Here is a 20,356-nt window from a genome sequence, read left to right on the forward strand (position 1 = left end):
CCCCGACGACCATCCCGGAATGGAGATCGACCTTCTGAAAGGGTCGGGCCGCACGCTTTTGAACCGCGTGCTTCTGGCGCAGGAAACCTGGATCGCGCTTGCTATACTGGTGCTCGGTCTCGTCGTGTCGATGATCGCACCGAAATTCGCAACGCCCGGCAACCTGCTCAACATCTTCCAGAACGCCTGCTTCATCGGCATCATGGCGATCGGCATGACGCCGGTCATCATCAGCGGCGGCATCGACATTTCGGTCGGTTCGATCCTGGGCATGTGCGGCGTCACGCTGGGCATCGTGCTCAACGCCGACATGCCGCTGGTCGTCGGCATCGTGGCGACGCTGGCGATGGGCGTGCTGTGCGGCACCGTCAACGGCACGATCATAGCCTACGTAAAGCTGCCGCCTTTCATCGTCACCTTGGCGACGCTGTCGATCGGCCGCAGCCTGGCGCTGGTGCTGACCAACAACCAGGTGTTCTACGAATTTGGCCGGGCAAGCGATGCGATCGTCGCGCTCGGCGGCGGCTACACACTCGGCCTTCCCAACGTGGTCTACGCCCTGGTCATCGGCGTGATCGTCCTGCATTTCCTGCTGACCATGTCGCGCTGGGGCCGCTATCTCTTCGCTATCGGCGGCAACGAACCGGCGGCGCGGCTGTCGGGCATCCCGGTCGATCTGATCAAGATCTCGGCCTATGCATTCAGCGGCTTCATGGTTGCGGTAACCGCCATCTTCCTCGTCGGCTGGCTGGGCGCGGTCACCAACTCCATTGGCACCGGTTACGAGCTGCAGGTCATCGCGTCGACCGTCATCGGTGGCGCTTCGCTGACCGGCGGCTTCGGTTCGGCGCTCGGCGCCGGCATCGGCGCCATTCTCGTCGAAACCATTCGCAACGCGCTGCTTCTGGCAGGCGTCAACCCGTTCTGGCAGGGCACGTTTGTGGGGTGCTTCATCCTTGCAGCCGTCCTCCTGGAAAGAATCCGCTCTGTGCGACGCTAGGAGCATGGTCTCGAAAAGATCGTGCTCCAAGAAAAACCCGAGCGGACACGTCACGGCGAACCCAAATGGAGGAAACAATGTCGCTGTCGAAAACGCTTAGAACCACGCTTTCCATCGCCTGCCTTGCAATCGGTATGACGGCGGTCCAGGCCAAGGCCGAAGAGCGGGAATTCGCGCTCGTCTTCAAGGTCCTCAACAACGCCTTCAGCCCGCCGATCCAGGCCGGTTGCGAAGCCGCCGCCAAGAAGCTCGGCGACGTCAAATGCACCTATATCGGGCCGACCGAATATGACGAGGCCAAGGAAGTGCAGCTGGCGCAGGACATGGTGACGCGCGGCGTCGCTGGGCTCGGCATTTCGGCCGGCAATCCGAAAGCCATGGCCCGTATCATGAAGATGGCCAAGGACAAGGGCATTCCGGTCGTCACCTACGACACCGACGTGCTGCCGGAAGATGCCGGCCTGCGCTCGACCTATATCGGCACCGACAATTACGAATTCGGCGTGGCGCTGGCGCAGAAGGTGCTGGCCCACAAGAAGAACGGCACCGTCTGCATCCAGTCCGGCGCGCCGGCTTCCGAAAACCTCAAGGCGCGCGTGCAAGGCATTCGCGATACGCTGGCCGGCATCACCAAGGACAAGGGTGTCGAGACGCTGACCGGCCAGAATGGCTGGACCGAGCCGGCAGGCTGCCCGGTCTACAACAATGACGACATCACGCTTGCCGCCCAGCAGGTGCGCGACGTCATGACCAACAACCCCGAACTCAGCGCCTTCGTAGCGGTCGGCGGTTGGGCGCAATACGCGCCGGAAGCCTACAAGCAGGCGATGACGCCGCTCAAGGCGCGTCTCGACAGCAAGGATCTGGTCGTTGTCTTCGGCGACAATTTCGGTCCGCAGCTGCCGCTGCTCGCCGCCGGCCTCAGCCACTACAATATCGGCCAGCGCCCCTATGACATGGGCTTCGAGACCATCATGGCGTTGGACAAGCTGAGCAAAGGCGGCACGGTCGAACCGTTCATCAAGACCGGCACCGAAGTCTGCACACCGGAAGACGCGCTGACCACCTGCGGCAAGGTCGCCAACTGATCGGGCCTCCCAAGCCTGTCCCTCGGCCGCATCGGCCGGGGGACATCTCTTCGAAGGCGGTTGGCCTGGCCGGTTCGCAATCAGAGATCGCTTGCGTCTCTCCAGCAGGCGATCCGATGACCGTCGCCGGCGTGCCTATCGGCGGCTGCGCCTTTCGGCAATCGGGCAAGGCCACAGGACAGCATCGTCGTCGGCTCGCGCGACATCCTGCTGGTCGCGCCGGCAGCAACCCTGCTCGGAGTCGCCGCCGGCAGCGTGCTTGGCCTCGTGCTCGGCTATTTCGACGGACTGGTCGATTTTCGATCGCCACGCTGAGCTTTCTCGGCCTGGGCATCCAGCCACCTTCCGCCGATTGGGGACTGGCGGTCGCCGACGGCTACGGCTTCCTGACCGGCGGCAAATGGTGGGTGGTGATCTTCAATTCCGCGGCCATCGTCTCGCTGGTCATGGCAACCAATCTGATCGCGCAAGGCATGGGCGCCTTCGAAAACAGCGACAGGTGAAGGGTGGACTAGGGCGCTCAGCAAAGCTGACGCGCAATTTTTGACCGTGCGCTAAAATCGTCCCTTGTGATTCGGTCCCGATAGGGCCTCAAGACAAGGAACGGCATGAGCAAGGCTCTTAGTACATTCGCATTGGTTGCAGTATTCACCGCATTGCTGATGGCGCTCAGCCTGGCGGTCGCCAGGCACGGCTATCCCTATGGCGCGATCGGGGTGCGGCGGCTGGACGGCATTGCCGATGCCGGTTCGTTCCTGCCGCTCGCCGCCGTCTACTTCTTCAGCGCCATGCTGATGATGATCCTGCCCATTCGAGCCGCCGGCATCGTCTTGACCCATGCTGCGGACGCGCTGTTCTGGGCGGTGATCGCCCTGTTCGCTACCATTGTCGGCTGCCTCGTCGCCCGCTGGGCCTTCGGCCAGAGCAGCGTGCTGTGGGCACTGGTCAACTGGCGCTTCCTGTTCGCCGCGGCAATCGTCGGCAGCCATTTCACCATGAACGAGCTGCGCCGCAACATCCTGCTCAGAAGCCTGTTCTTCGTCATCTTCGCCGCGGCAACGCTGGCCTGCCTGTTCTGGACTTTTCCGACCTGACAGGGGCCGCTTCATATCGTCCATCTTGAGGTCGCGGCTTTCGTCGCGGCGCGTCATCGGCTATCCAGTCCGCAGCTAATCTCTGCCCTCACAGTGTCGTCATTTGTCTGATAAATGATTCAGGCATACGGCACCGCCACTGACAATTACAAGGAAACCGCGACATGACCCTGTTCCGCAAGAATCTGATCGATGGCGAGTGGGTCGGCGAAGCCGGCTCGCGCAACATCAACCCGTCCGACACCGGCGATGTCGTCGGCGAATATGCCTCGGCCGGTGCCGAACAGGCCAAGCAGGCGATCGCGGCGGCCAAAGCCGCCTTCCCGGCTTGGTCGCGCTCGGCGCCGCTCGCCCGTCACAGCGTGCTGAAAAAGGCCTCGGACGAGATCATGGCGCGCAAGGACGAGATTGGTCGCGCGCTGTCGCGCGAAGAGGGCAAGACGCTGGCTGAAGGGATTGGCGAGACCATCCGCGCAGCCCAGATCTTCGATTTCTTCGCCGGCGAGACGCTGCGCCTGTCGGGCGAACTGGTGCCCAGCGTGCGTCCGGGCGTCGGCGTCGAGATCACCCGCGAAGCCGTCGGCGTCGTCGGCATCATCACGCCGTGGAATTTCCCGATCGCCATTCCCACCTGGAAGATCGCCCCGGCGCTCGCCCACGGCAACACCATCGTCTTCAAGCCGGCCGAACTCGTCCCCGAAAGCGCCTGGACCATTGTCGACATCCTGCACCGCGCCGGCCTGCCGAAAGGCGTGCTGAACCTCGTCATGGGCAAGGGCTCGGTGGTCGGCCAGGCCATGCTCGACAGCCCCGACCTCAACGCCATCACCTTCACCGGCTCGGTCGGCACTGGCAAACGCGTCGCTGCCGCAAGCGTGGAACATATGCGAAAGTTCCAGCTCGAAATGGGCGGCAAGAACCCGCTCGTCGTGCTGGATGACGCCGACCTCGCGATCGCTGTCGATTGCGCCATCAACGGCGCCTATTTCTCGACCGGGCAGCGCTGCACGGCCTCGTCGCGCCTGGTGGTGACCGAAGGCATTCACGACCGCCTCGTTGCCGCGCTCAAGGAGCGCCTGGAAAAACTAGTCATCGGCGATGCGCTCGACGCCAAGACCCAGATCGGACCGGTCGTGGACGCGACCCAGCTGAAGCAGGACGAGGACTACATCGCCATCGGCAGCAAGGAAGGCGCCAACCTCGCTTTCGGCGGCGAGCGGCTCGATCGCGAAACGCCCGGCTTCTACCTCCGGCCGGCGCTGTTCACCGAGAGCACCAACGCCATGCGCATTTCGCGCGAGGAGATCTTCGGGCCGGTCGCCAACGTCATCCGCGTCAAGGACTATGACGAGGCGCTGGCGGTGGCCAACGACACGCCGTTCGGCCTGACCTCGGGCATCTGCACCTCGAGCCTCAAGCACGCCACGCATTTCCGGCGCAATTCCGAAGCCGGCATGGTGATGGTTAACCTGCCGACCGCCGGCGTCGATTTCCACGTTCCGTTCGGTGGCCGCAAGGGCTCGAGCTACGGCCCGCGCGAGCAGGGCCGCTATGCCGCGGAGTTCTACACCACGGTGAAGACAGCCTACACATTTGCCGGCTAATCGAACCGATGACATCGGTGAAAGAGGAGCTGACCTGGCTCAACCCGCCGCCCCACCATGTGTTCGGCGACGACACGGTGCACGTACGCACCGGCAAGGAAACCGATTTCTGGCGCGAAACCTTCTACGGCTTCTGGCGTGACAATGGTCATTTCCTCTATCGCCCGGTCGAGGGTGACTTCAGTGCTGAGGTCACCGTCAAGGGCGATTATAAGGTGCTTTACGACCAGGCCGGGCTGATGCTGCGGCTGAGCGAAACGCACTGGATCAAGGCCGGCATCGAATACACCGACGGGCTGGCCTATTTTTCCGTTGTCGTCACCAACGACACCTCCGACTGGTCGCTGGTCAGCATCCCCAACGACCCCGATGGTGTGCGCATCCGCCTGACCCGCCACGCCGAGGCGATCCGCATCCAGTATCTGGACTCCACCGACAGCCACTGGAAGCCGGTGCGGCTCGCCTATTTCCCGGTCTCGAAATCTGTCGATATCGGCATGATGTGCTGTTCGCCGCAGCGCGAAGGTTTTGAAGTCACATTCTCCGGCTTTACCGTCGGCCCGCCGATTTCCAGGCAATTGCACGACTGACGGCGATTTCCATCGCCGGACTAACCGTCGGCGCGGTGCTGGAAGAACTGCAAGAACAGTTCCCGTTCCGTGGTGATGTCGACCTTCTCGTAGATGCGGCGGCGGTGGTTCTTCACCGTGCCGACGGTGATGCCGAGCCGCTCGGCGATATTCGCCGTCGGATGCCCGGCGAGGATCAGTTGCACGAGTTCACGTTCGCGCAGCGAAAGCTCCGGCCACAGGCTCGTCGGGATGGTCGGCTTCTGCTGCGGCGAGGCGCCGGGCCCGGTCGGCGCCGAGGTGCGGGAGAACTCGGTGCCGCGCGCCTTGATGTCGAGCGCATGCAAGGCTTCGAACACCGGCAGGCGATCATCCAGCAGGGCGATCTCGCTGTCCTTGAACGATGAGGTCGAGCGGTCGAGAAAGATGCCGAGGCACCAGTCGCCGCCATCGGCCAGCATGATCCCGACCTCGTCGCAAATCTCCGACTGCGCCAGGAAACCGGCTATGTACTGGCCGCGCTTGGCCTCGTCATCGGCAAGCCGCTTCAGCGGCATGATTCCGAGCCTCCGCTCACGCCGCCACGAGGCATAGAAAGGGTCGAAGACATAGTAATTGTCGAGATAGCGCCGGACCATTTCGTCCGAGAAGCGCCGGTGCTTGACGAATTCCGGCGTCTGCGTCGCCGAATAGCGCGTCACGGTGACCAGGTCGTGATCGACGTCCGCGCCGATCAGGTCGATCAGGCAGTCGACATGCCTGTCCGTACCGGTGGCGGCAATCGCCTTTGCCAGCGGCCCCCAGATAGTGCTCATGCGCATGCCCTTTTCTCGGCGATGTCAGCCGCGCAGTCATTGTGTCTTTAGGCATATGGCGCGATCCGGCACCGAACCTCTAGCTTGCGGTCATTCTCGAAGAGGGAAGGCGACCCGTGGACCAGATCACTACCAACCCCATCGTTATCGGCATCGACGCCGGCGGCACCATGACCGACACCATCCTTGTCGATCAGGACGGCCACTTCAAGATCGGCAAATCGGCGACCACGCCCAAGAACGAAGCCGAGGGCTTCCTGGCCTCGGCCGAAGACGCGGCGGATGCCTGGGGCATCTCGCTGGAGTCGCTCTTCTCAGGCGTCAACGTCGTGCTCTATTCCGGCACCGGAATGCTCAACACGCTGCTGTCGCGCACCGGCCGCCGACTCGGCCTGATCACCACCAAGGGTCTGGAAGACATGATTTTGATGGGCCGCGGCCTGCAGGCCTGGGCCGACTATTCCTATGCCGACCGGTTGCATGCGGTCACCCATCACCATCCCGATCCACTGGTGCCGCGCCGCCGCACCCATGGCGTCACCGAGCGCATCGACCAGTTCGGCGACATCGTGCTGCCGCTCTATGAGCATGAAGCCACTGCCGCCGCGAAAAAACTGATCGCCGACAAGGTCGAGGCGATCTGCATCATGACCATCTTCTCGCACGTCAATCCCGTGCACGAAAAGCGCATCGCCGAGATCTGCCGCGAGGAGGTGCAGAAAGCCGGCGCCGACATTCTCGTCTACACCAGCCACGAAGTCCGCCCGGTCATCCGTGAACAGTCGCGGCTGAACTCGGTTCTGATCGAGGCCTACGCCACATCGCGCGGCCGCAAGCAACTCAAGGGCATCGAGGACGTCTCGAAGAAATACGGCTTCAAATACGGCGTGCAGACGCTGCTGTCCTTCGGCGGCCTGACCTCGATCAACCATCCGCGCCTGCACGAAACCATGATCTCCGGCCCGATCGGCGGCATTCTCGGCGCCGCCTATGTCGGCAAACTGATCGGCAACGACTCACTGATCTGCTCGGATATGGGCGGCACCTCCTTCGACATGGGCGTCATTTCGCGCGGCCAGACCCGGATCGAGAACGAACCGCTGATGGACCGTTTCAAGCTCAACGTGCCGACGCTGCATCTCGACACGATCGGCGCCGGAGCCGGGATGATCCTCAAGGTCGACCCGCTGACCAAGAAGGTCTCGCTCGGGCCGGAAAGTGCGGGCTCGGATCCCGGCCCGATCTGCTTCGCCAAGGGCGGCACGGAACCGACCATCGCCGATTGCGACGCCATCCTCGGCCGTCTCAATCCGTATTATTTCCTCGGCGGCAAGGTCGTGCTGCAGGTCGAGAAGGCGCGCAAGGCGTTCGAGGAAAAATGCTCCAGCATCCTTGGCGTCGGCGTCGAAGAGGCGGCCGAAGGCATGATCGACATGCTGGAAGCCGACGCCAACAACGCACTGCGCCGCGTCATTTCCGGCCAGGGCATCCATCCCTCCGAATTCACCCTGCTGTCCTATGGTGGTTCGGGCCCGCTGCACTTGGCCGGCTGCTCCAGGGGCATCGGCTTCAAGGACATCATCACCTTCCAGTTCGCCGCCGCCTTCTCGGCCTTCGGCTGCACCACCGCCGACTTCATGCGCCGCCATTCGGTGTCGACGCAGCACGACATCGGCGCGCGGGCAAGCGATGACGAACTGCTCGCCTTCGGCAAAAAGGTCACCAATGTCTGGAACGATCTGACCAAGGCGGCGGTCGATGAAATGATCGAAGACGGCCACGCACGCGAAAAGATCAAGACCGTGCCGTTCCTGATGATGCGCTACACCGGCCAGCTCGAGGATGTCGAAGTCATGGCGCCGCTTGCCGAGGTCAATTCGGCTGACGACATGCGTAGGGTCATCGACGAGTTCGAGGCGGTCTACGCCAAGGTCAACCACCGCGTGTCGCGCTATGGCGAAGCCGGCTTCACCATCACCGAGCTTGGCCTCATCGCCACCGCCGACAAGGTCAAGCCGGTGCTGCTCAAGCGCCCGCTCGGCAAGTCCGACCCGGCAGCCGCCCACAAGGGCGTGCGGGAGGCCTATATTGGCGGGCGCTGGCACAAGGCCAATCTCTACGAGATGGATCTTCTCCAGCCCGGCCATGAAGTCATCGGCCCGGCCATCATCGAACACCCGGCGACGACGCTCGTCGTTCACCCGCAAGACCGTGTCCATGTCGATGAATGGACGCTGCTGCACTACACCCACGCTTGAGAGGGCACCGCCATGCTGGACAAACCCGCCTCCGCCCTGCGCCTTCGCGAACGACTGCTCGATTCCGAGCGGCTGATGGAAGAGACGGGCTGCTATGATGGCATCACGGAACTCCATCTGCGCAACCAGGATCCGCTGAAATTCGAGACTCTGCACACCAAGCTGCGCGCCTATTGCGTCTCGGCCCGCGAAATGGCCCGCCGCATCTCGGCCTCGCCTGGCGTGCGCGAAGTCGGCGAAATGGTGGTGGCGATCTACACACCCGAAGGTGACGCCATCGCGCTGTCCAACGGCATCATGGTGCATGTCCACACGATGAGCCGCTTCATCAAATGGATGATCAAGAACAATTACGAGGAAAACCCGAAGATCCGCGAAGGCGACATCTTCGCCAACAACGACGCCTTCATCGGCACCGTGCAGGTGCCTGATGTCATGGACGTGGTGCCGATCTTCCATGAAGGCACGCTGGTCGGCTGGGCCGGTGCCGTCTGCCACGAGCTGGAGGCCGGCGGCATCACGCCCGGCGGCGACGTCTGTCTTGCGCAGGAACGCTTCACTGAAGGCCTGTTCGTCTGCGCCGAAAAGATCGGCGAGAATGACGAGATCCGCCGCGACTATGTGATCCGCTGCGAGCGCAATCTCAGGATGCCGATCTATTGGGTGCTCGACGAGAAGGCCAAGGTCGCCTCCTGCATCGACATGCGCGAAAGCGTCAAGCAGCTCATCTCCGAGATCGGTTTGGACTACTGGATGAAGGTGTCGAAGGAATTCATCGAGGAAGGCCGCCGCGCCCAACTCGCCCGCACCCGGCAGCTCACCGTTCCCGGTATCTATCGCGGCCACACCTTCTATGGCCACGTCACGGCTGGAAAACCTGGCTTCCAGCTGCTCGGCGATCCGGACTGGCTCTACAACATCCCGATCGAGATGGAGATCACGACCGACGGCAAGATCACCATGGACTTCGAGGGCACCCAGCCCTGGGGCTACCATTCGATGAACTGCACGCCGGCCGGCATGGACGGCGGCATGTTCGTCACCTTGACCCAGCACATGAATTTCGAAGGCTTGGTCAATGATGGCGCCTGGATGGCGACCGAGCTGAAACTGCCGCATGGTACCTGGACCAACCCCGACAACGAGATGGTGGCGACCGCCACCTCATGGGCGCTGCTGCTGCCGGCCTACGGTGTGTTCCAGCGGCTGTTGTCGCGCGGCTTCGTCGCGCGCGGTTTCGTCGAGGAAGCTTTCGTCGGCCAGGTCAACAGCCCAATGATCGAGATGGGCGGCGAAAGTCAGTACGGTACGCCATTCGGCATGGCGCATTTCGAATGCGCCGCCGCCGGCTCCGGCGCGCTGGCCATCGCCGATGGCCTCGACACCGCCTATGTCGGCTGGAATCCGGAATCGGACATGGGCAATATCGAGGTCTGGGAACAGTCGATGCCGATGGTTTATATCGGCCGCTCGATCGTTCCCAACTCCGGCGGCGCCGGCAAATATCGCGGCGGCTGCTCCTTCGTCTCGACCTGGCTGATCAACAAGACCTCGCATCTGCGGCTCCACACCTCGGAGCATTCCTCCAGGGTGTTTGACAATGGCGGCATGTGCGGCGGCTATCCCGCGCCGACCTGCCAGAAGCATCGCGCGGTGCGCAATTCCAACATCCACGAACTGGCGGCAAAAGGCGAACCGCTGGCGCATGCGCCGGGCATCGACCCGCACGTCTCCGACTACGAGAAGAATATCGGCGGCGACCATGTTTTGGTCGAGGGCCCCTACATCACCTCGCCGCACAAGTCCGGCGACATCTTCAGCCATTCCTACAATGGCGGCGGCGGTTACGGCGACGTGTTGGAGCGCGATCCGATCAAGACCGCATGGGATGTCGAGAACGGCTACCTCACCCGCGAAGCGGCGATCCAGGTTTTCGGCATTGTGCTGAAGGACGACGCCGACGGCTATCCCCTTGCCGATATCGATGCCACCGTCGAACGCCGCGCCGCCATGCGCAGAGAGCGTCTGGCCAAGGCGATCCCGGTTTCAGACTGGATCGCCGCTGAGCGTGGTCGCGTCGAGAAAGCCGACTTCGCGCCGGAAGTGAAGAAAATGTACGCCAGTGCGATCAAGCTTTCGTCGCGCTTCACCAAAGACTTCAGTGATTTCTGGACCGTCGACGCCAAATCGATCTTCATGCCGGGAGCAAAGCCATGACCTCGTACAGCAAGGACGTCCTCGGCGATCTGGCCGCCGGCAAGCTGCCCTGGCCGCAGACGCGGCGCATCATGAGCGCCTACAAGGACGACGACCGCTTCTTCAAGATGGTCGCCGTCTATCAGGACCGTGTTGCCTGGAAGGATCCGATCCTGCTGCCGGTCTCGGATCATCTCTTCATCTGCCAGAGCGGCGACGAGCGGATCACCCGCTGCGAATGCGGCCACTCCTTCGGCGACTACCGCAAGAACTGGAAACTCAAGGCCGCGATCATCGTGCGCAACACCGAGGAGGCGCTGCGCGAAATCTACCCCAACAGCGATATCCCCGATCCGCAATGGATGGAAATTCGCGAGTTCATCTGCCCGGAATGCGGCACCATGCACGAGGTCGAAGCGGCGGCACCCGGCTATCCCATTGTTCACGATTTCGAGCCGGATCTAGAAGGCTTCTATCGCGAATGGCTGGGCAAACCGCTCTAGTGATGTCGTGGCCGGCGCCGCAGGCAAGGTAGCGCTCGTTGCCGGGCTGGGTCTAAGACTATCGCATCAGATTTCGGCGTCGGAGATCCATTGCCTATGACAGACCTTTCCGGCCGCAGCGCCATCGTCACGGGCGGGTTTTCCGGCATGGGCTTCGCCATTGCCACGGCATTGGCCGAGGCCGGCGCCAATGTCGCCGTCGGTTCCTACATCGCGCCCGCCGGCACCGACAGATCCGATGCCGCCTATTATCCCGGCGCCGACGAGATCGAGCGTGTGCGCTCCGCCCTCTCGGCCCATGGCACCAAGGTTCACGCGGCGCATCTCGATGTCCGCGACAGCGAGGTGACCAACCGGTTTGCGGCTGACGCCGAATCCGTCATCGGCCCGGCCGACATCCTGGTCAACGCCGCCGGCACCACCGCGGAGCAGCCGGTCTGCGGCCATTCCGACGCGCTGTGGGACAAGATCGTCGACACCAACCTGACCGGAGCCTTCCGCGCCACCCGTGCCATGCTGCCCGGCATGATCGAGCGCGGCTGGGGCCGGATCGTCAACATCGGCTCGACCGCCGCATCGGTCGGCTGGAAGGACAACCCGGCCTATTGCGCCTCCAAGGCTGGGCTGCTCGGCCTTACCCGCTGCGTGGCGCTGGAGGGCGCAGCGCACGGCGTCACCTGCGTCATGATCAGCCCGACCTGGGTCGAGACCGAACTGATGCGCCGCAACGTGGCGCAGGTCGTCGAGCGCGAGGGCAAGGGCCGCACGGCCGAGGAAGCGCTGGCCGAGATTGCCAAGGGCAATCCGCAGCAGCGCTTGCTACAGCCGCAGGAGATTGCGGCCCTGACCGTCTTCCTGTGTTCGGACCTCGCCAAGGGCATCACCATGGAAAACATCCAGATCACCGGCGGAGCGCTGTGGTAGCGGCCTGATCTTGCGCGAGGCCGCATTCGTGCCATCTGGCTGTTGCATGGTCGTTCTGGCCGGCGCACGTGCCCCGTGACAACTTTTCCATTGAGTGACAGGCGATACAGGTTATATTGCACTGCACAATGGATGCCCGTAGATCGGGCTCCCGCAATGGCAGCGGTCGCGTGCGCCCGCCGGCGAGCGTCACGCCCGAGGCCCGACGCGGAAAAGCCGGTTCATGGGCGCTTATGCGCGGCTGAAAGGCGGCGTGCCCAGTTGGAAGTTGGCAGGAATGAGAGATCCGGTACGGATATGAAGATTCCGAAATCCATTCTGATCGATCCGGAAAGCAACAAGGCCTATGCCGCCTTCGCCGTTGCCGTGTCGGTCTTTGCCTTCGCCTATTCCACCAATTTCGGCAAGATCCTGATCCTTGCCTATTATCTGGTGTGGCTGCCGCTGCTGTTCGTCGACTACAGGCGCTTCACGCGCGATCTCTCCAGCACCTGGCTGCCGCTTGTCTTCGTGGCCTATATCTGCCTCTCGGTCTTCTGGTCGCAAGCGGCCGGCACCAGTGCGCGGGCGGGGCTGCAATATTTCTCGCACATCCTGTGCGCCTACGTCGCCGCGCGCACCATAAGCGTGCGCACGCTGGTGCTGGGCTCGCTGATCGGCATCTTCGTCGTGCTGCTTTATTCGCTGAAAGTCGGCGGCTATGCGCTCGACACCATCGACGGCACCACCAATTTCGTCGGCGCCTTCGGCTCCAAGAACCAGGTCGGCTTCTTCGCCTCGCTGGGCATCTTCTTTTGCCTTGCCTTTCTCGTCTTTTACCGGCGCAACTGGATGAGCTTCGTCTGGACCGCGCCGATCATGCTGTTGTCGGTCTACATGCTGGCGATTGCCCATTCGGCGACCTCGGTCGCTTCACTGCCGGCGGTGATCGGCATCGTTGCCTTGCTCACCATGAGCAAAATCCTGTCGCGCGCCTATCGGCGCGTCATGTTTGTCGTCGGCGCCGTCGCGCTTGTCACGGGTGTGGTGGCCGCGCTCAACCTCGGCCTGCTCGACTTCGTGCTCGGCATCTTCGGCAAGGATTCGACGCTGACGGGCCGCACCTATCTCTGGGAACAGGGCTGGCTGGCGGCGCAGCAGCATCCAGTGCTCGGCTATGGCTACGCCGCCTACTGGATACAGGGCTTTGCCGATCCGGAACGGCTCTGGGCGGAGTTCTACATCTCGACCCGCACCGGCTTCCATTTCCACAACACCTACATCGAGACGTTGGTCGAGCTTGGCTTCATCGGCATGACCATACTGGCGCTGATCATCCTGCGCTCCTTCTGGGGCCATGTCTCGAAAGTGGTGTTCGGCGATTGGAGTGCCGATTCGGTGGTGCTTGCCGGCGCGGTCGGCTTGATGCTGATCCGCTCCTTCTTCGAGGTCGAGATACTCGGCCCCTATTTCACGGCCTCGTTCATCGTCTATTACGGCTTGTTCAAGCTGCGCCCGGTGCCGGTTGTCCGGGCAAGGCGGGCCTATGTTCCCGTGCAGGACGAGAAGGCCGTCGGCGGCCGCATGCCGGCACGAGTCTGACAGGTCAGCCGCACAATAGATTCTTGCGAAGAGGGACCCCCACCCTGACCCTCCCCACAAGGGGGAGGGACCGCTGCCGCGCGCCTTTGCTGATCAGGTTCAGCTGAACGCGCTAATGGAAGTCTCCCTCCCCCTTGTGGGCAGGGCAATCGCATATGAGTTTTTACGAAGAGGACCCCCACCCTAACCCTCCCCACAAGGGCAGGGCAATCGCATATGAGTTTTTACGAAGAGGACCCCCACCCTAACCCTCCCCACAAGGGGGAGGGAACGCTGCCGCATGCCACCCCTTTTTGGCATCGAACCTAGGTGGTTTGCGGAGATCAGCGCCTACCAAGTCTCCCTCCCCCTTGTGGGGAGGGACTAAGGGTGGGGGTATTCGTAGAGCGAAAACCTGGCATATGCGATTGCCCTGCCCACAAGGGGGAGGGAACGCTACCGCATGCCACCCCTTTTTGGCATCGAACCTAGGTGGTTTGCGGAGATCAGCGCCTACCAAGTCTCCCTCCCCCTTGTGGGGAGGGATTAAGGGTGGGGGTATTCGTAGAGCGAAAACCTGGCATATGCGATTGCCCTGCCCTTGTGGGGAGGGTCGGGGTGGGGGTACTCCTAGGGCGAAAGCCTCCGCTATATGCGGCCGTCCTGGAGGATTAGGCGACGGCCCGCTTGCGCTGCATCAGGCGCTGCAGGAAGCGGCGCAACGGTTCGTCATAGATGCGCGTGGCGATATCGGCGATGACGATGACCGCAACCGCCATGACGATGCCGAACCAGGGATGATGCGCGAACGGGTCGATCGACGCGGCCTTGCCTGCGCCGGCGATGATCATCAGCATTGGCGTGTGTATGATGTAGATCGGGTAGGAAATCCGCCCGAGCCAGCCATAGAAGCCTGACAGGCGGGGTGCCGTCGGCGCTATGGCACCGACCACCACCAGGGCCGGGAAGATGAAGATGATGCAGGCGAGATCGTAGGCGATGCGCGCCCCGCCGGCCGGCGCGATGGCGAACACGACAAGCGTCAGAGCGATCGCAGCCTCGACCCACCAGCCGCGCCGCAGCAAGCCGAGGCTGCCTTGATAGCGCGCCATGGATCGGCAAAGCAGCACGCCGAGAAAGAATGAGAAACAGACGCGCGGCAGCCCGCTGATGATGGTCTTGCCAGTCATGCCGAAGTCGAGCGTGCCGGCAACGATCGAGGCGACCACCAGCAGCGCCAGGCTGACGGCGATGAGGACTGTCAGCACGCGCTTCGACAGCAGGAAAAAGACAGCGACATAGGCGATGTTGACGATCAGTTCGAAGAACAGCGACCACGACGCCGGATTGAGCGGAAAGATCGTGTGATAGGCATCGCTGACCAGCGGGATGAAGAACATGCCGGTCGTCAGCATCGTGCCGATCTCCGAGAGGGGCATGTATTCCGCCGGGATCAGCCGGTTCTTGACCAGCAAATAGAAGAAGCCGAGCAACGTGCCGGCAAGGTAAAGCGGGTAAAGGCGGATCAGGCGGATCGCCACGAACGTGCCGAAGCCCATGCCGTTTTCGATCTTGCGATCATAAGCATGCGCGATCACGAAGCCGCTGAGCAGGAAGAACAGGTCGACCGCGAGATAACTCGACGGCAGCACCTTGCCGTCGGCCAGGAACGGCGAGAAATGGTAGAGCATCACGCTGATCGCCGCCACGCCGCGGATGGCGTCGAGATTGAGGTAGACATGGCGCGGGGCGGCGGGCTGCATTGTATGCCTTCAAGCGGTCGGGATAGAATTGCTCGCCCGCGCCTGGGCGCGAACGAGCCGAAATTGTTCCTCCCGCCTCCGCCGTGCCGGTCTCACGGAACGAGCCCTGCGCGAAACTACTGGCTAGCCGTCGGCGCCAGCTTCACCTTGATGACGTCGCCCGGCAGCACCGGCGTGTCTTCCTTGGCCTCGATCTCGCTCGTCTTGCCGTCGGCAACGCGCACCAGCGAGTAGAGAAGCGTCGGCTCCTCACCGCTTGTGATGGCGGCGGTCGTGGCGGGATCCGATGCCTGGGCTATCAGGCCTTTCTGCATGCCCACCCTGAGCGCTGCCTCGTTCAGGTCGGCTTCGACCTGCTGGCGGCTGGAGGCAAGGTTCGAGTTCAAGGTGTTCTGGACATCAATGGCATCCTGCGACGCCTTGCTGATCGACTGCTTGGCGGTCAGGATGGCCGTCTCATAGTCGAGAATCTGGCCTTGCAGATTGGCGACGGACTGTTCCGAGCTTAGTACGCGCGTGTTGACGACCAGGCCCTTCTGCACCAGCGGGCCGATGCTTTCGAGCTGTTGCTTGGCAAGGTCGACCTGCCGCTGCTGGTTGACGATCTTCTTCTGAAGCGCTTCGATTTCGGCCTGCAGGACACCCTTCAACTCGTCGAGCGCCTGCAGCTTCAGCTTCAGCGCCTTCTGATCGGCCGTCAGGATCTGCATCTCGTCGGCGACGATGGCTGGCAAGCGCGGATCGCCCTCGACATCCTTCGGCACGTCGAAACTAGCCTTGCCGGCGAGATCCGCATCGATGCGGGCACGCTTGACGATCAGCCGCACGCGCTGGTCGTCATAGATATCGAAATTGCCCTTGGCGGTGACCAGGTCCTTGCCGATCTGCGGGCCATAGTCGGCGTTGCGCCGGATCCCGCCGGCGATGCTGACCGCCTTGAGCACGGTCAGGTCGGGCACATAGGGAAACTGGCCAGGCGTCTGGATCTCGCCCGAGATGTAGAACGGCCGGAACTGCACCATTTCCACCGAGGCTTCCGGCTTGTCCGACAGGGCAAGCTTGCGCTGCAGGGCAGCGCTGATGGCGGCCGCAACCTCCGACGTGGTCTTGCCGGCGGCCGGCAATTCGCCGACGAACGGCACCGACAAATTGCCGGCCGGGCCGACCGAATATTCGCCGTTCACGGCCGCCCAGTCACGGAACGTGCCTTCGACGGTCTGCCATTCGGCAACGCGGATGTTGAGCTTGTCCTGCGAGCCGAGCCGGTACTCGTCGGCCATGGCCGGAACCGTGAGCGACAGAGCGAGGCATGTGGCGACGAGCCGTGCTGGCCGCATCGGGCCGGCAAGGCGAAAATAGGCTGACATATCTGTTTTCAACTGAACGTTTCCGATCCGTTTTGGCCCCATCCGCCCGATAGGCCTGCTGCCGAATGCCGGTTGAGCACCTTGACTGCAATGCAAGGCCGGCCCATCGCCGAATGGCTTTGGGCCGGATTGGCTTCGGGCCGGACCGGCCCGATTGCTGACCAGTTGCGGTCGGTCAGTAGGAACCGCGCGACATCCACACCGCAGGCACAGTCTTGAGGATGATGCGAACGTCTTCGAACAGCGACCAGTTCTCGACATAGTGACGGTCGAACGCGACGCGGCTGTCATAGGAGACATCGTTGCGTCCGCTGACCTGCCAGAGCCCGGTCAGGCCCGGCCGCGACTTCAAATAGTAGACTGCGGCGCTGCCATAGATCTCAAGTTCGTCGCGCACCACGGGACGAGGTCCGACAAGGCTCATGTCGCCCTGCAGGATGTTGATGATCTGCGGCAGCTCATCGAGGCTGAGCTTGCGCAGAACGGCGCCGACGCGGGTGACGCGCGGATCGTTCTTCAGCTTGCGGGTCGCGGTCCATTCGGCGTTGGCTTCCGGATTGGCCGCGAGATAAGCGGTCAGCACGCGTTCGCCGTCTTCGACCATGGTGCGGAACTTGAGGCAGGGGAAAATCCGTCCGCCGCGTCCGATTCGCTTGTGTCCGTAGAAGATCGAGCCACCGTCGGAAAGCTTGACCAGAAGGGCCACCATCAGGAACAGTGGGCTGAGCGCCACCAGGCCGACAAGTGAACCGAAAATATCGAAACTGCGCTTTAGCAGCCCGCCGATCGGTGGCGGAAAATCTACGCCGACCTGCGAAAATGCCGCATTGGCCGACTTGGCAACGTCCCTCATGCAAAAGCTCCATACGTTGAACGGATGGTTTATGTCACGATATCAAAAAAATGCTGCAGCGCAACACACAATTTCCCATACGAGTGAAATAGTCACGTCATGAATTGACTAAATAATAAACGCGCCCTGCCCAAATTTTGCCCTTTATGGCAAGTTTGTGACGAATAATTAGCAACGGTAGGAAATGTAATGCCTTTTTCCGGCCAATTTTGGGCGAATCGTCCTTCGCCCCAGAGGGAATGGCTTTAGCTCGGTTTCGAATCCCTCGTTTTGCTGGATTAATCAAATAAAATACTAATCAAGATTGTAGATTCTACTGAAGTAAGAATCGTTTGACGAGTTAGGCCACCACCCCTGCGTGTGCATCGCAGCATGGCAGAGTCGAACGCGTTGGCAGACTGAAAATTATCGCTGGTTGCCCTTGCCGTCAGTTTCCCGCCTTAATAGAGTCGCAAATTATTTCTGTTAGAGTCTGAATGGGTTGGGAAGGCCGGAAGCAACCGGCCGAAAAAGAGCAGCTGAATAAGCTCGCATGGCGAATGGGGAGATACTCGGGTGGGTAAGTCATCGCTTTTGCATGCTCGGGCCGGTTGACGGGCCGCCGACCATGTCATTACCAAAATTCGTCATCGGAATGGTTTTCGCCCTCGCGATCGTGGTCGCGTGGTCGTACTTCGACGGCGCGTCGCTCTCCACAACGGTGCTTCGCGTCATTGGCTGTGCCGTCCTCATCCAGATCGGTTATTTCCTGCTGGTCTATGTGATGATCGCCAGGAGCGCGCCGACATCGGCTGACAGGGCTCGCGGCGCCGAACGAAGCCTCGGCGCGGAAAAGGCGTCCGAAGGTGAGAAACTCTCGGCAAGGCGCAGCATGCATTGAACACAGGCTGAGGTCGTACGCGACCTCGGACACATTGCAATCGGACTCAGCCTGCTTCGGCCGGCTCGGGTTTTGATTGCTCGCCTGAAAGCATCCTCGACAGGCGGCTGCCGGCCTTCGCCTTCAACCTCTGATATTGCCCGACTTCGACGATCCGGCCGGTTTCGATCGCAACCACCCAGTCGGCGAAGGCGATCATCGACGGCCTGTGCGCGATGGTCAGGATCGTCATCGATCCGCGCAAGCCGTCGATCGATTTGGCGATCAGGGACTGGTTCTGCCAGTCGAGCGCGCTGGTCGCCTCGTCGAGAATGAGCAGCAAGGGCTTGCGCAGCAACGCGCGCGCCAGTGCAATGCGCTGGCGTTCGCCGCCTGAGAGCCGCACGCCACGGTCGCCGACCACCGTGTCGAGCCGCAGTTCCAGCTTTTCGACAAAGTCAGCGCCGTGTGCCGCGCGAAGTGCAGTCCACAGCTCTTCGTCACTGGCTTGTGGCGCGGCAAGGCGCAGATTGGCGGCGATCGTGTCGTGGAGCAGGAACACATCCTGCGGCACATAGGCCACCCGATCGCGCCAGTGCCGGCGGTTCGTCGAATTGATCTCGACGCCATCGGCCAGGATCTTGCCTTCGCTGGGTTCCAGCAGGCCGAGCAACATGTCGGCAAGCGTGCTCTTGCCCGAGCCTGACGGGCCGATCAGTGCCGTTACCTTGCCGGCAGGCAGGCCGAAGGTGATGTCGCTCACCACCGGCTTGCCGCCGGCCTCATAGGCAAAGGAAACATTGCGGATGTTGAGCCCGATATCCAGCGACAGCTTGGCATCGGATTCGAGGTTCGCAGGCTCGCGCTCGGCGTCGAAACGTGCCTGCATGTCGCGCATCGAGGCATAGGCCGGCAGATTGATCAGCACCTGCTGCGCCTGCATCTGCATATCCATGAAGCGCGGCGCAATGCGCATGAACACCAGAAGTAGCACAACGATCTCGGCCAGCGAGAGGTTGAAGCGGACCAGGGCGACATAGATGAACAGGCTGAGGCCGATGACGCTGGCAACCTGGAACAAAGCGGTGCCGATGGTGCTGTTGCGCACATAGTTGATGTTGTCTGCCTTCATCTTCTCCAGTGTCGCGCGAAGCTGCGCGTAATAAGTCGCCTCGACATTCAGGCTCTTGGCCACCTTGATGCCGCCGAGGAACTCCGAGACCGTGCGGTACTGCTCCTGACGATTGGTGGTCAAAACCCGGCCGAAGGCGCTGGCCCGCGCGCGAAACGGTTGCAGCGCCAGGAAGGTGACGATGCCGACGACGATGGCGAAGGCCGTCATAACAGGGGAAATGAAGAGCGACACCACGAGATAGCCCGCCAGTAGCACGGCGATCTGCACCAGCATCAGCAGCGAGAAGGCGGCTGACTGAACGCGGTCGATGTCGCCGGTCAGCGCATGGTCGAGGTCGGAACTGCGCATGCGCGCAAAAATGCCCCACCGCGCTTTGCCGATGCTCTCGAACAGGTTCATGCGCAGGCGGTTGATGAAGTCGAGCAGCAGCCGTGCCATGTAGACGGATTTGTAGCGATTGAACGCTGCTTGCAGCGCGACAAGCCCGACCAGCAGGCAAAGCACCGTGGTCAACTGCAGCGTCCCGTCCGGCGCCAGCCAGCGCACGAAGTCGTTGTTCGGCAGCTTGACCGCAAAATTCTGCTCGGGCCGCCCGACCAGATGCAGCAGCGGCACCAGAAGCAGGATCGAGATGCCTTCCGTCAGGCTCCCCAGGATCAGGAACAGCAATGCCGTCAGCGTCCTGCGCCCGCCAATCCGGGCCATGGCGGCGCCGAACCCGGCGACATCCAGGTAAAACGAATAGCGAAGGATCTGCGATCCCGACAT

At 62.2% G+C, this 20,356-nt stretch carries 17 protein-coding genes; 12 read left to right on the top strand and 5 right to left on the bottom strand.

Annotated elements, in window-relative coordinates; translation table 11 throughout:
• The first annotated feature begins 19 nt into the window (after positions 1 to 19).
• From AC1DXM_RS13300 to AC1DXM_RS13325, 6 genes are all read left to right on the top strand, one after another.
• Complete coding sequence (locus tag AC1DXM_RS13300) at positions 20 to 1,000, top strand: ABC transporter permease (protein ID WP_477233735.1); 981 nt, start codon at positions 20 to 22, stop codon at positions 998 to 1,000.
• A 77-nt stretch (positions 1,001 to 1,077) separates the two neighbouring features.
• Positions 1,078 to 2,088 carry a sugar-binding protein gene (locus AC1DXM_RS13305; protein WP_477233462.1) on the top strand — a complete coding sequence of 337 codons (1,011 nt, stop codon included), beginning with the start codon at positions 1,078 to 1,080 and terminating at the stop codon, positions 2,086 to 2,088.
• A gap of 116 nt (positions 2,089 to 2,204) precedes the next feature.
• A complete protein-coding gene (locus AC1DXM_RS13310; protein ID WP_477233463.1) occupies positions 2,205 to 2,591 on the top strand; it encodes a hypothetical protein in 387 nt (128 codons plus the stop codon).
• A 105-nt stretch (positions 2,592 to 2,696) separates the two neighbouring features.
• Entirely contained in the window at positions 2,697 to 3,182 is a 486-nt protein-coding gene (locus AC1DXM_RS13315; RefSeq protein WP_477233464.1) for a hypothetical protein, read from the top strand.
• Between the two features lie 164 nt (positions 3,183 to 3,346).
• Positions 3,347 to 4,786, top strand: coding sequence for an aldehyde dehydrogenase family protein (locus AC1DXM_RS13320; protein WP_477233465.1), 1,440 nt, complete (start codon positions 3,347 to 3,349; stop codon positions 4,784 to 4,786).
• An 8-nt stretch (positions 4,787 to 4,794) separates the two neighbouring features.
• On the top strand, positions 4,795 to 5,376 hold the full coding sequence (locus AC1DXM_RS13325; protein WP_477233466.1) for a DUF1349 domain-containing protein: 582 nt from the start codon (positions 4,795 to 4,797) through the stop codon (positions 5,374 to 5,376).
• 20 nt (positions 5,377 to 5,396) lie between these two features.
• Here AC1DXM_RS13325 and AC1DXM_RS13330 read toward each other — a convergent pair whose 3' ends face one another.
• Positions 5,397 to 6,176: a helix-turn-helix transcriptional regulator gene (locus AC1DXM_RS13330; protein WP_477233467.1), complete on the bottom strand. Its 780-nt coding sequence runs from the start codon at positions 6,174 to 6,176 to the stop codon at positions 5,397 to 5,399.
• A gap of 110 nt (positions 6,177 to 6,286) precedes the next feature.
• Here AC1DXM_RS13330 and AC1DXM_RS13335 point away from each other — a divergent pair, with 110 nt between their 5' ends.
• From AC1DXM_RS13335 to AC1DXM_RS13355, 5 genes are all read left to right on the top strand, one after another.
• Positions 6,287 to 8,428, top strand: coding sequence for a hydantoinase/oxoprolinase family protein (locus AC1DXM_RS13335; RefSeq protein ID WP_477233468.1), 2,142 nt, complete (start codon positions 6,287 to 6,289; stop codon positions 8,426 to 8,428).
• Between the two features lie 12 nt (positions 8,429 to 8,440).
• A complete protein-coding gene (locus tag AC1DXM_RS13340) occupies positions 8,441 to 10,645 on the top strand; it encodes a hydantoinase B/oxoprolinase family protein (RefSeq protein WP_477233469.1) in 2,205 nt (734 codons plus the stop codon).
• A complete protein-coding gene (locus AC1DXM_RS13345; RefSeq protein ID WP_477233470.1) occupies positions 10,642 to 11,127 on the top strand; it encodes an acetone carboxylase subunit gamma in 486 nt (161 codons plus the stop codon). Before AC1DXM_RS13340 ends, AC1DXM_RS13345 begins: the two co-directional genes overlap by 4 nt.
• A gap of 96 nt (positions 11,128 to 11,223) precedes the next feature.
• Positions 11,224 to 12,051, top strand: a complete 828-nt coding sequence (locus AC1DXM_RS13350) for an SDR family NAD(P)-dependent oxidoreductase (RefSeq protein ID WP_477233471.1) — start codon at positions 11,224 to 11,226, stop codon at positions 12,049 to 12,051.
• A gap of 297 nt (positions 12,052 to 12,348) precedes the next feature.
• The gene (locus tag AC1DXM_RS13355; RefSeq protein ID WP_477233472.1) at positions 12,349 to 13,632 is read left to right on the top strand and encodes an O-antigen ligase family protein; all 1,284 of its coding nucleotides are present in this window, start codon (positions 12,349 to 12,351) and stop codon (positions 13,630 to 13,632) included.
• A gap of 650 nt (positions 13,633 to 14,282) precedes the next feature.
• Here the strand turns inward: AC1DXM_RS13355 and AC1DXM_RS13360 are convergent.
• The 3 genes from AC1DXM_RS13360 to AC1DXM_RS13370 form a co-directional block, all read right to left on the bottom strand.
• A complete protein-coding gene (locus tag AC1DXM_RS13360) occupies positions 14,283 to 15,374 on the bottom strand; it encodes an acyltransferase family protein (protein WP_477233473.1) in 1,092 nt (363 codons plus the stop codon).
• Positions 15,375 to 15,490: 116 nt separating this feature from the next.
• A complete protein-coding gene (locus AC1DXM_RS13365; RefSeq protein WP_477233474.1) occupies positions 15,491 to 16,741 on the bottom strand; it encodes a polysaccharide biosynthesis/export family protein in 1,251 nt (416 codons plus the stop codon).
• Between the two features lie 175 nt (positions 16,742 to 16,916).
• The gene (locus tag AC1DXM_RS13370; RefSeq protein WP_477233475.1) at positions 16,917 to 17,594 is read right to left on the bottom strand and encodes a sugar transferase; all 678 of its coding nucleotides are present in this window, start codon (positions 17,592 to 17,594) and stop codon (positions 16,917 to 16,919) included.
• A 532-nt stretch (positions 17,595 to 18,126) separates the two neighbouring features.
• Here AC1DXM_RS13370 and AC1DXM_RS13375 point away from each other — a divergent pair.
• Complete coding sequence (locus AC1DXM_RS13375) at positions 18,127 to 18,474, top strand: exopolysaccharide production repressor exox (protein ID WP_477233476.1); 348 nt, start codon at positions 18,127 to 18,129, stop codon at positions 18,472 to 18,474.
• Between the two features lie 46 nt (positions 18,475 to 18,520).
• On the opposite strand, the gene AC1DXM_RS13380 is transcribed toward AC1DXM_RS13375, so the two are convergent.
• On the bottom strand, positions 18,521 to 20,356 hold the full coding sequence (locus AC1DXM_RS13380; RefSeq protein ID WP_477233477.1) for an ABC transporter ATP-binding protein: 1,836 nt from the start codon (positions 20,354 to 20,356) through the stop codon (positions 18,521 to 18,523).

The sequence above is a fragment of the Mesorhizobium sp. P3_A2 genome (genome assembly GCF_056403115.1).

Coding starts and splice junctions, on each gene's coding strand:
- AC1DXM_RS13300 (WP_477233735.1), top strand. CDS start 20: ATGGAGATCGACCTTCTGAAAGGGTCGGGCCGCACGCTTTTGAACCGC.
- AC1DXM_RS13305 (WP_477233462.1), top strand. CDS start 1,078: ATGTCGCTGTCGAAAACGCTTAGAACCACGCTTTCCATCGCCTGCCTT.
- AC1DXM_RS13310 (WP_477233463.1), top strand. CDS start 2,205: ATGACCGTCGCCGGCGTGCCTATCGGCGGCTGCGCCTTTCGGCAATCG.
- AC1DXM_RS13315 (WP_477233464.1), top strand. CDS start 2,697: ATGAGCAAGGCTCTTAGTACATTCGCATTGGTTGCAGTATTCACCGCA.
- AC1DXM_RS13320 (WP_477233465.1), top strand. CDS start 3,347: ATGACCCTGTTCCGCAAGAATCTGATCGATGGCGAGTGGGTCGGCGAA.
- AC1DXM_RS13325 (WP_477233466.1), top strand. CDS start 4,795: ATGACATCGGTGAAAGAGGAGCTGACCTGGCTCAACCCGCCGCCCCAC.
- AC1DXM_RS13330 (WP_477233467.1), bottom strand. CDS start 6,176: ATGCGCATGAGCACTATCTGGGGGCCGCTGGCAAAGGCGATTGCCGCC.
- AC1DXM_RS13340 (WP_477233469.1), top strand. CDS start 8,441: ATGCTGGACAAACCCGCCTCCGCCCTGCGCCTTCGCGAACGACTGCTC.
- AC1DXM_RS13345 (WP_477233470.1), top strand. CDS start 10,642: ATGACCTCGTACAGCAAGGACGTCCTCGGCGATCTGGCCGCCGGCAAG.
- AC1DXM_RS13350 (WP_477233471.1), top strand. CDS start 11,224: ATGACAGACCTTTCCGGCCGCAGCGCCATCGTCACGGGCGGGTTTTCC.
- AC1DXM_RS13355 (WP_477233472.1), top strand. CDS start 12,349: ATGAAGATTCCGAAATCCATTCTGATCGATCCGGAAAGCAACAAGGCC.
- AC1DXM_RS13360 (WP_477233473.1), bottom strand. CDS start 15,374: ATGCAGCCCGCCGCCCCGCGCCATGTCTACCTCAATCTCGACGCCATC.
- AC1DXM_RS13365 (WP_477233474.1), bottom strand. CDS start 16,741: ATGTCAGCCTATTTTCGCCTTGCCGGCCCGATGCGGCCAGCACGGCTC.
- AC1DXM_RS13370 (WP_477233475.1), bottom strand. CDS start 17,594: ATGAGGGACGTTGCCAAGTCGGCCAATGCGGCATTTTCGCAGGTCGGC.
- AC1DXM_RS13375 (WP_477233476.1), top strand. CDS start 18,127: ATGGCGAATGGGGAGATACTCGGGTGGGTAAGTCATCGCTTTTGCATG.
- AC1DXM_RS13380 (WP_477233477.1), bottom strand. CDS start 20,356: ATGTCGGGATCGCAGATCCTTCGCTATTCGTTTTACCTGGATGTCGCC.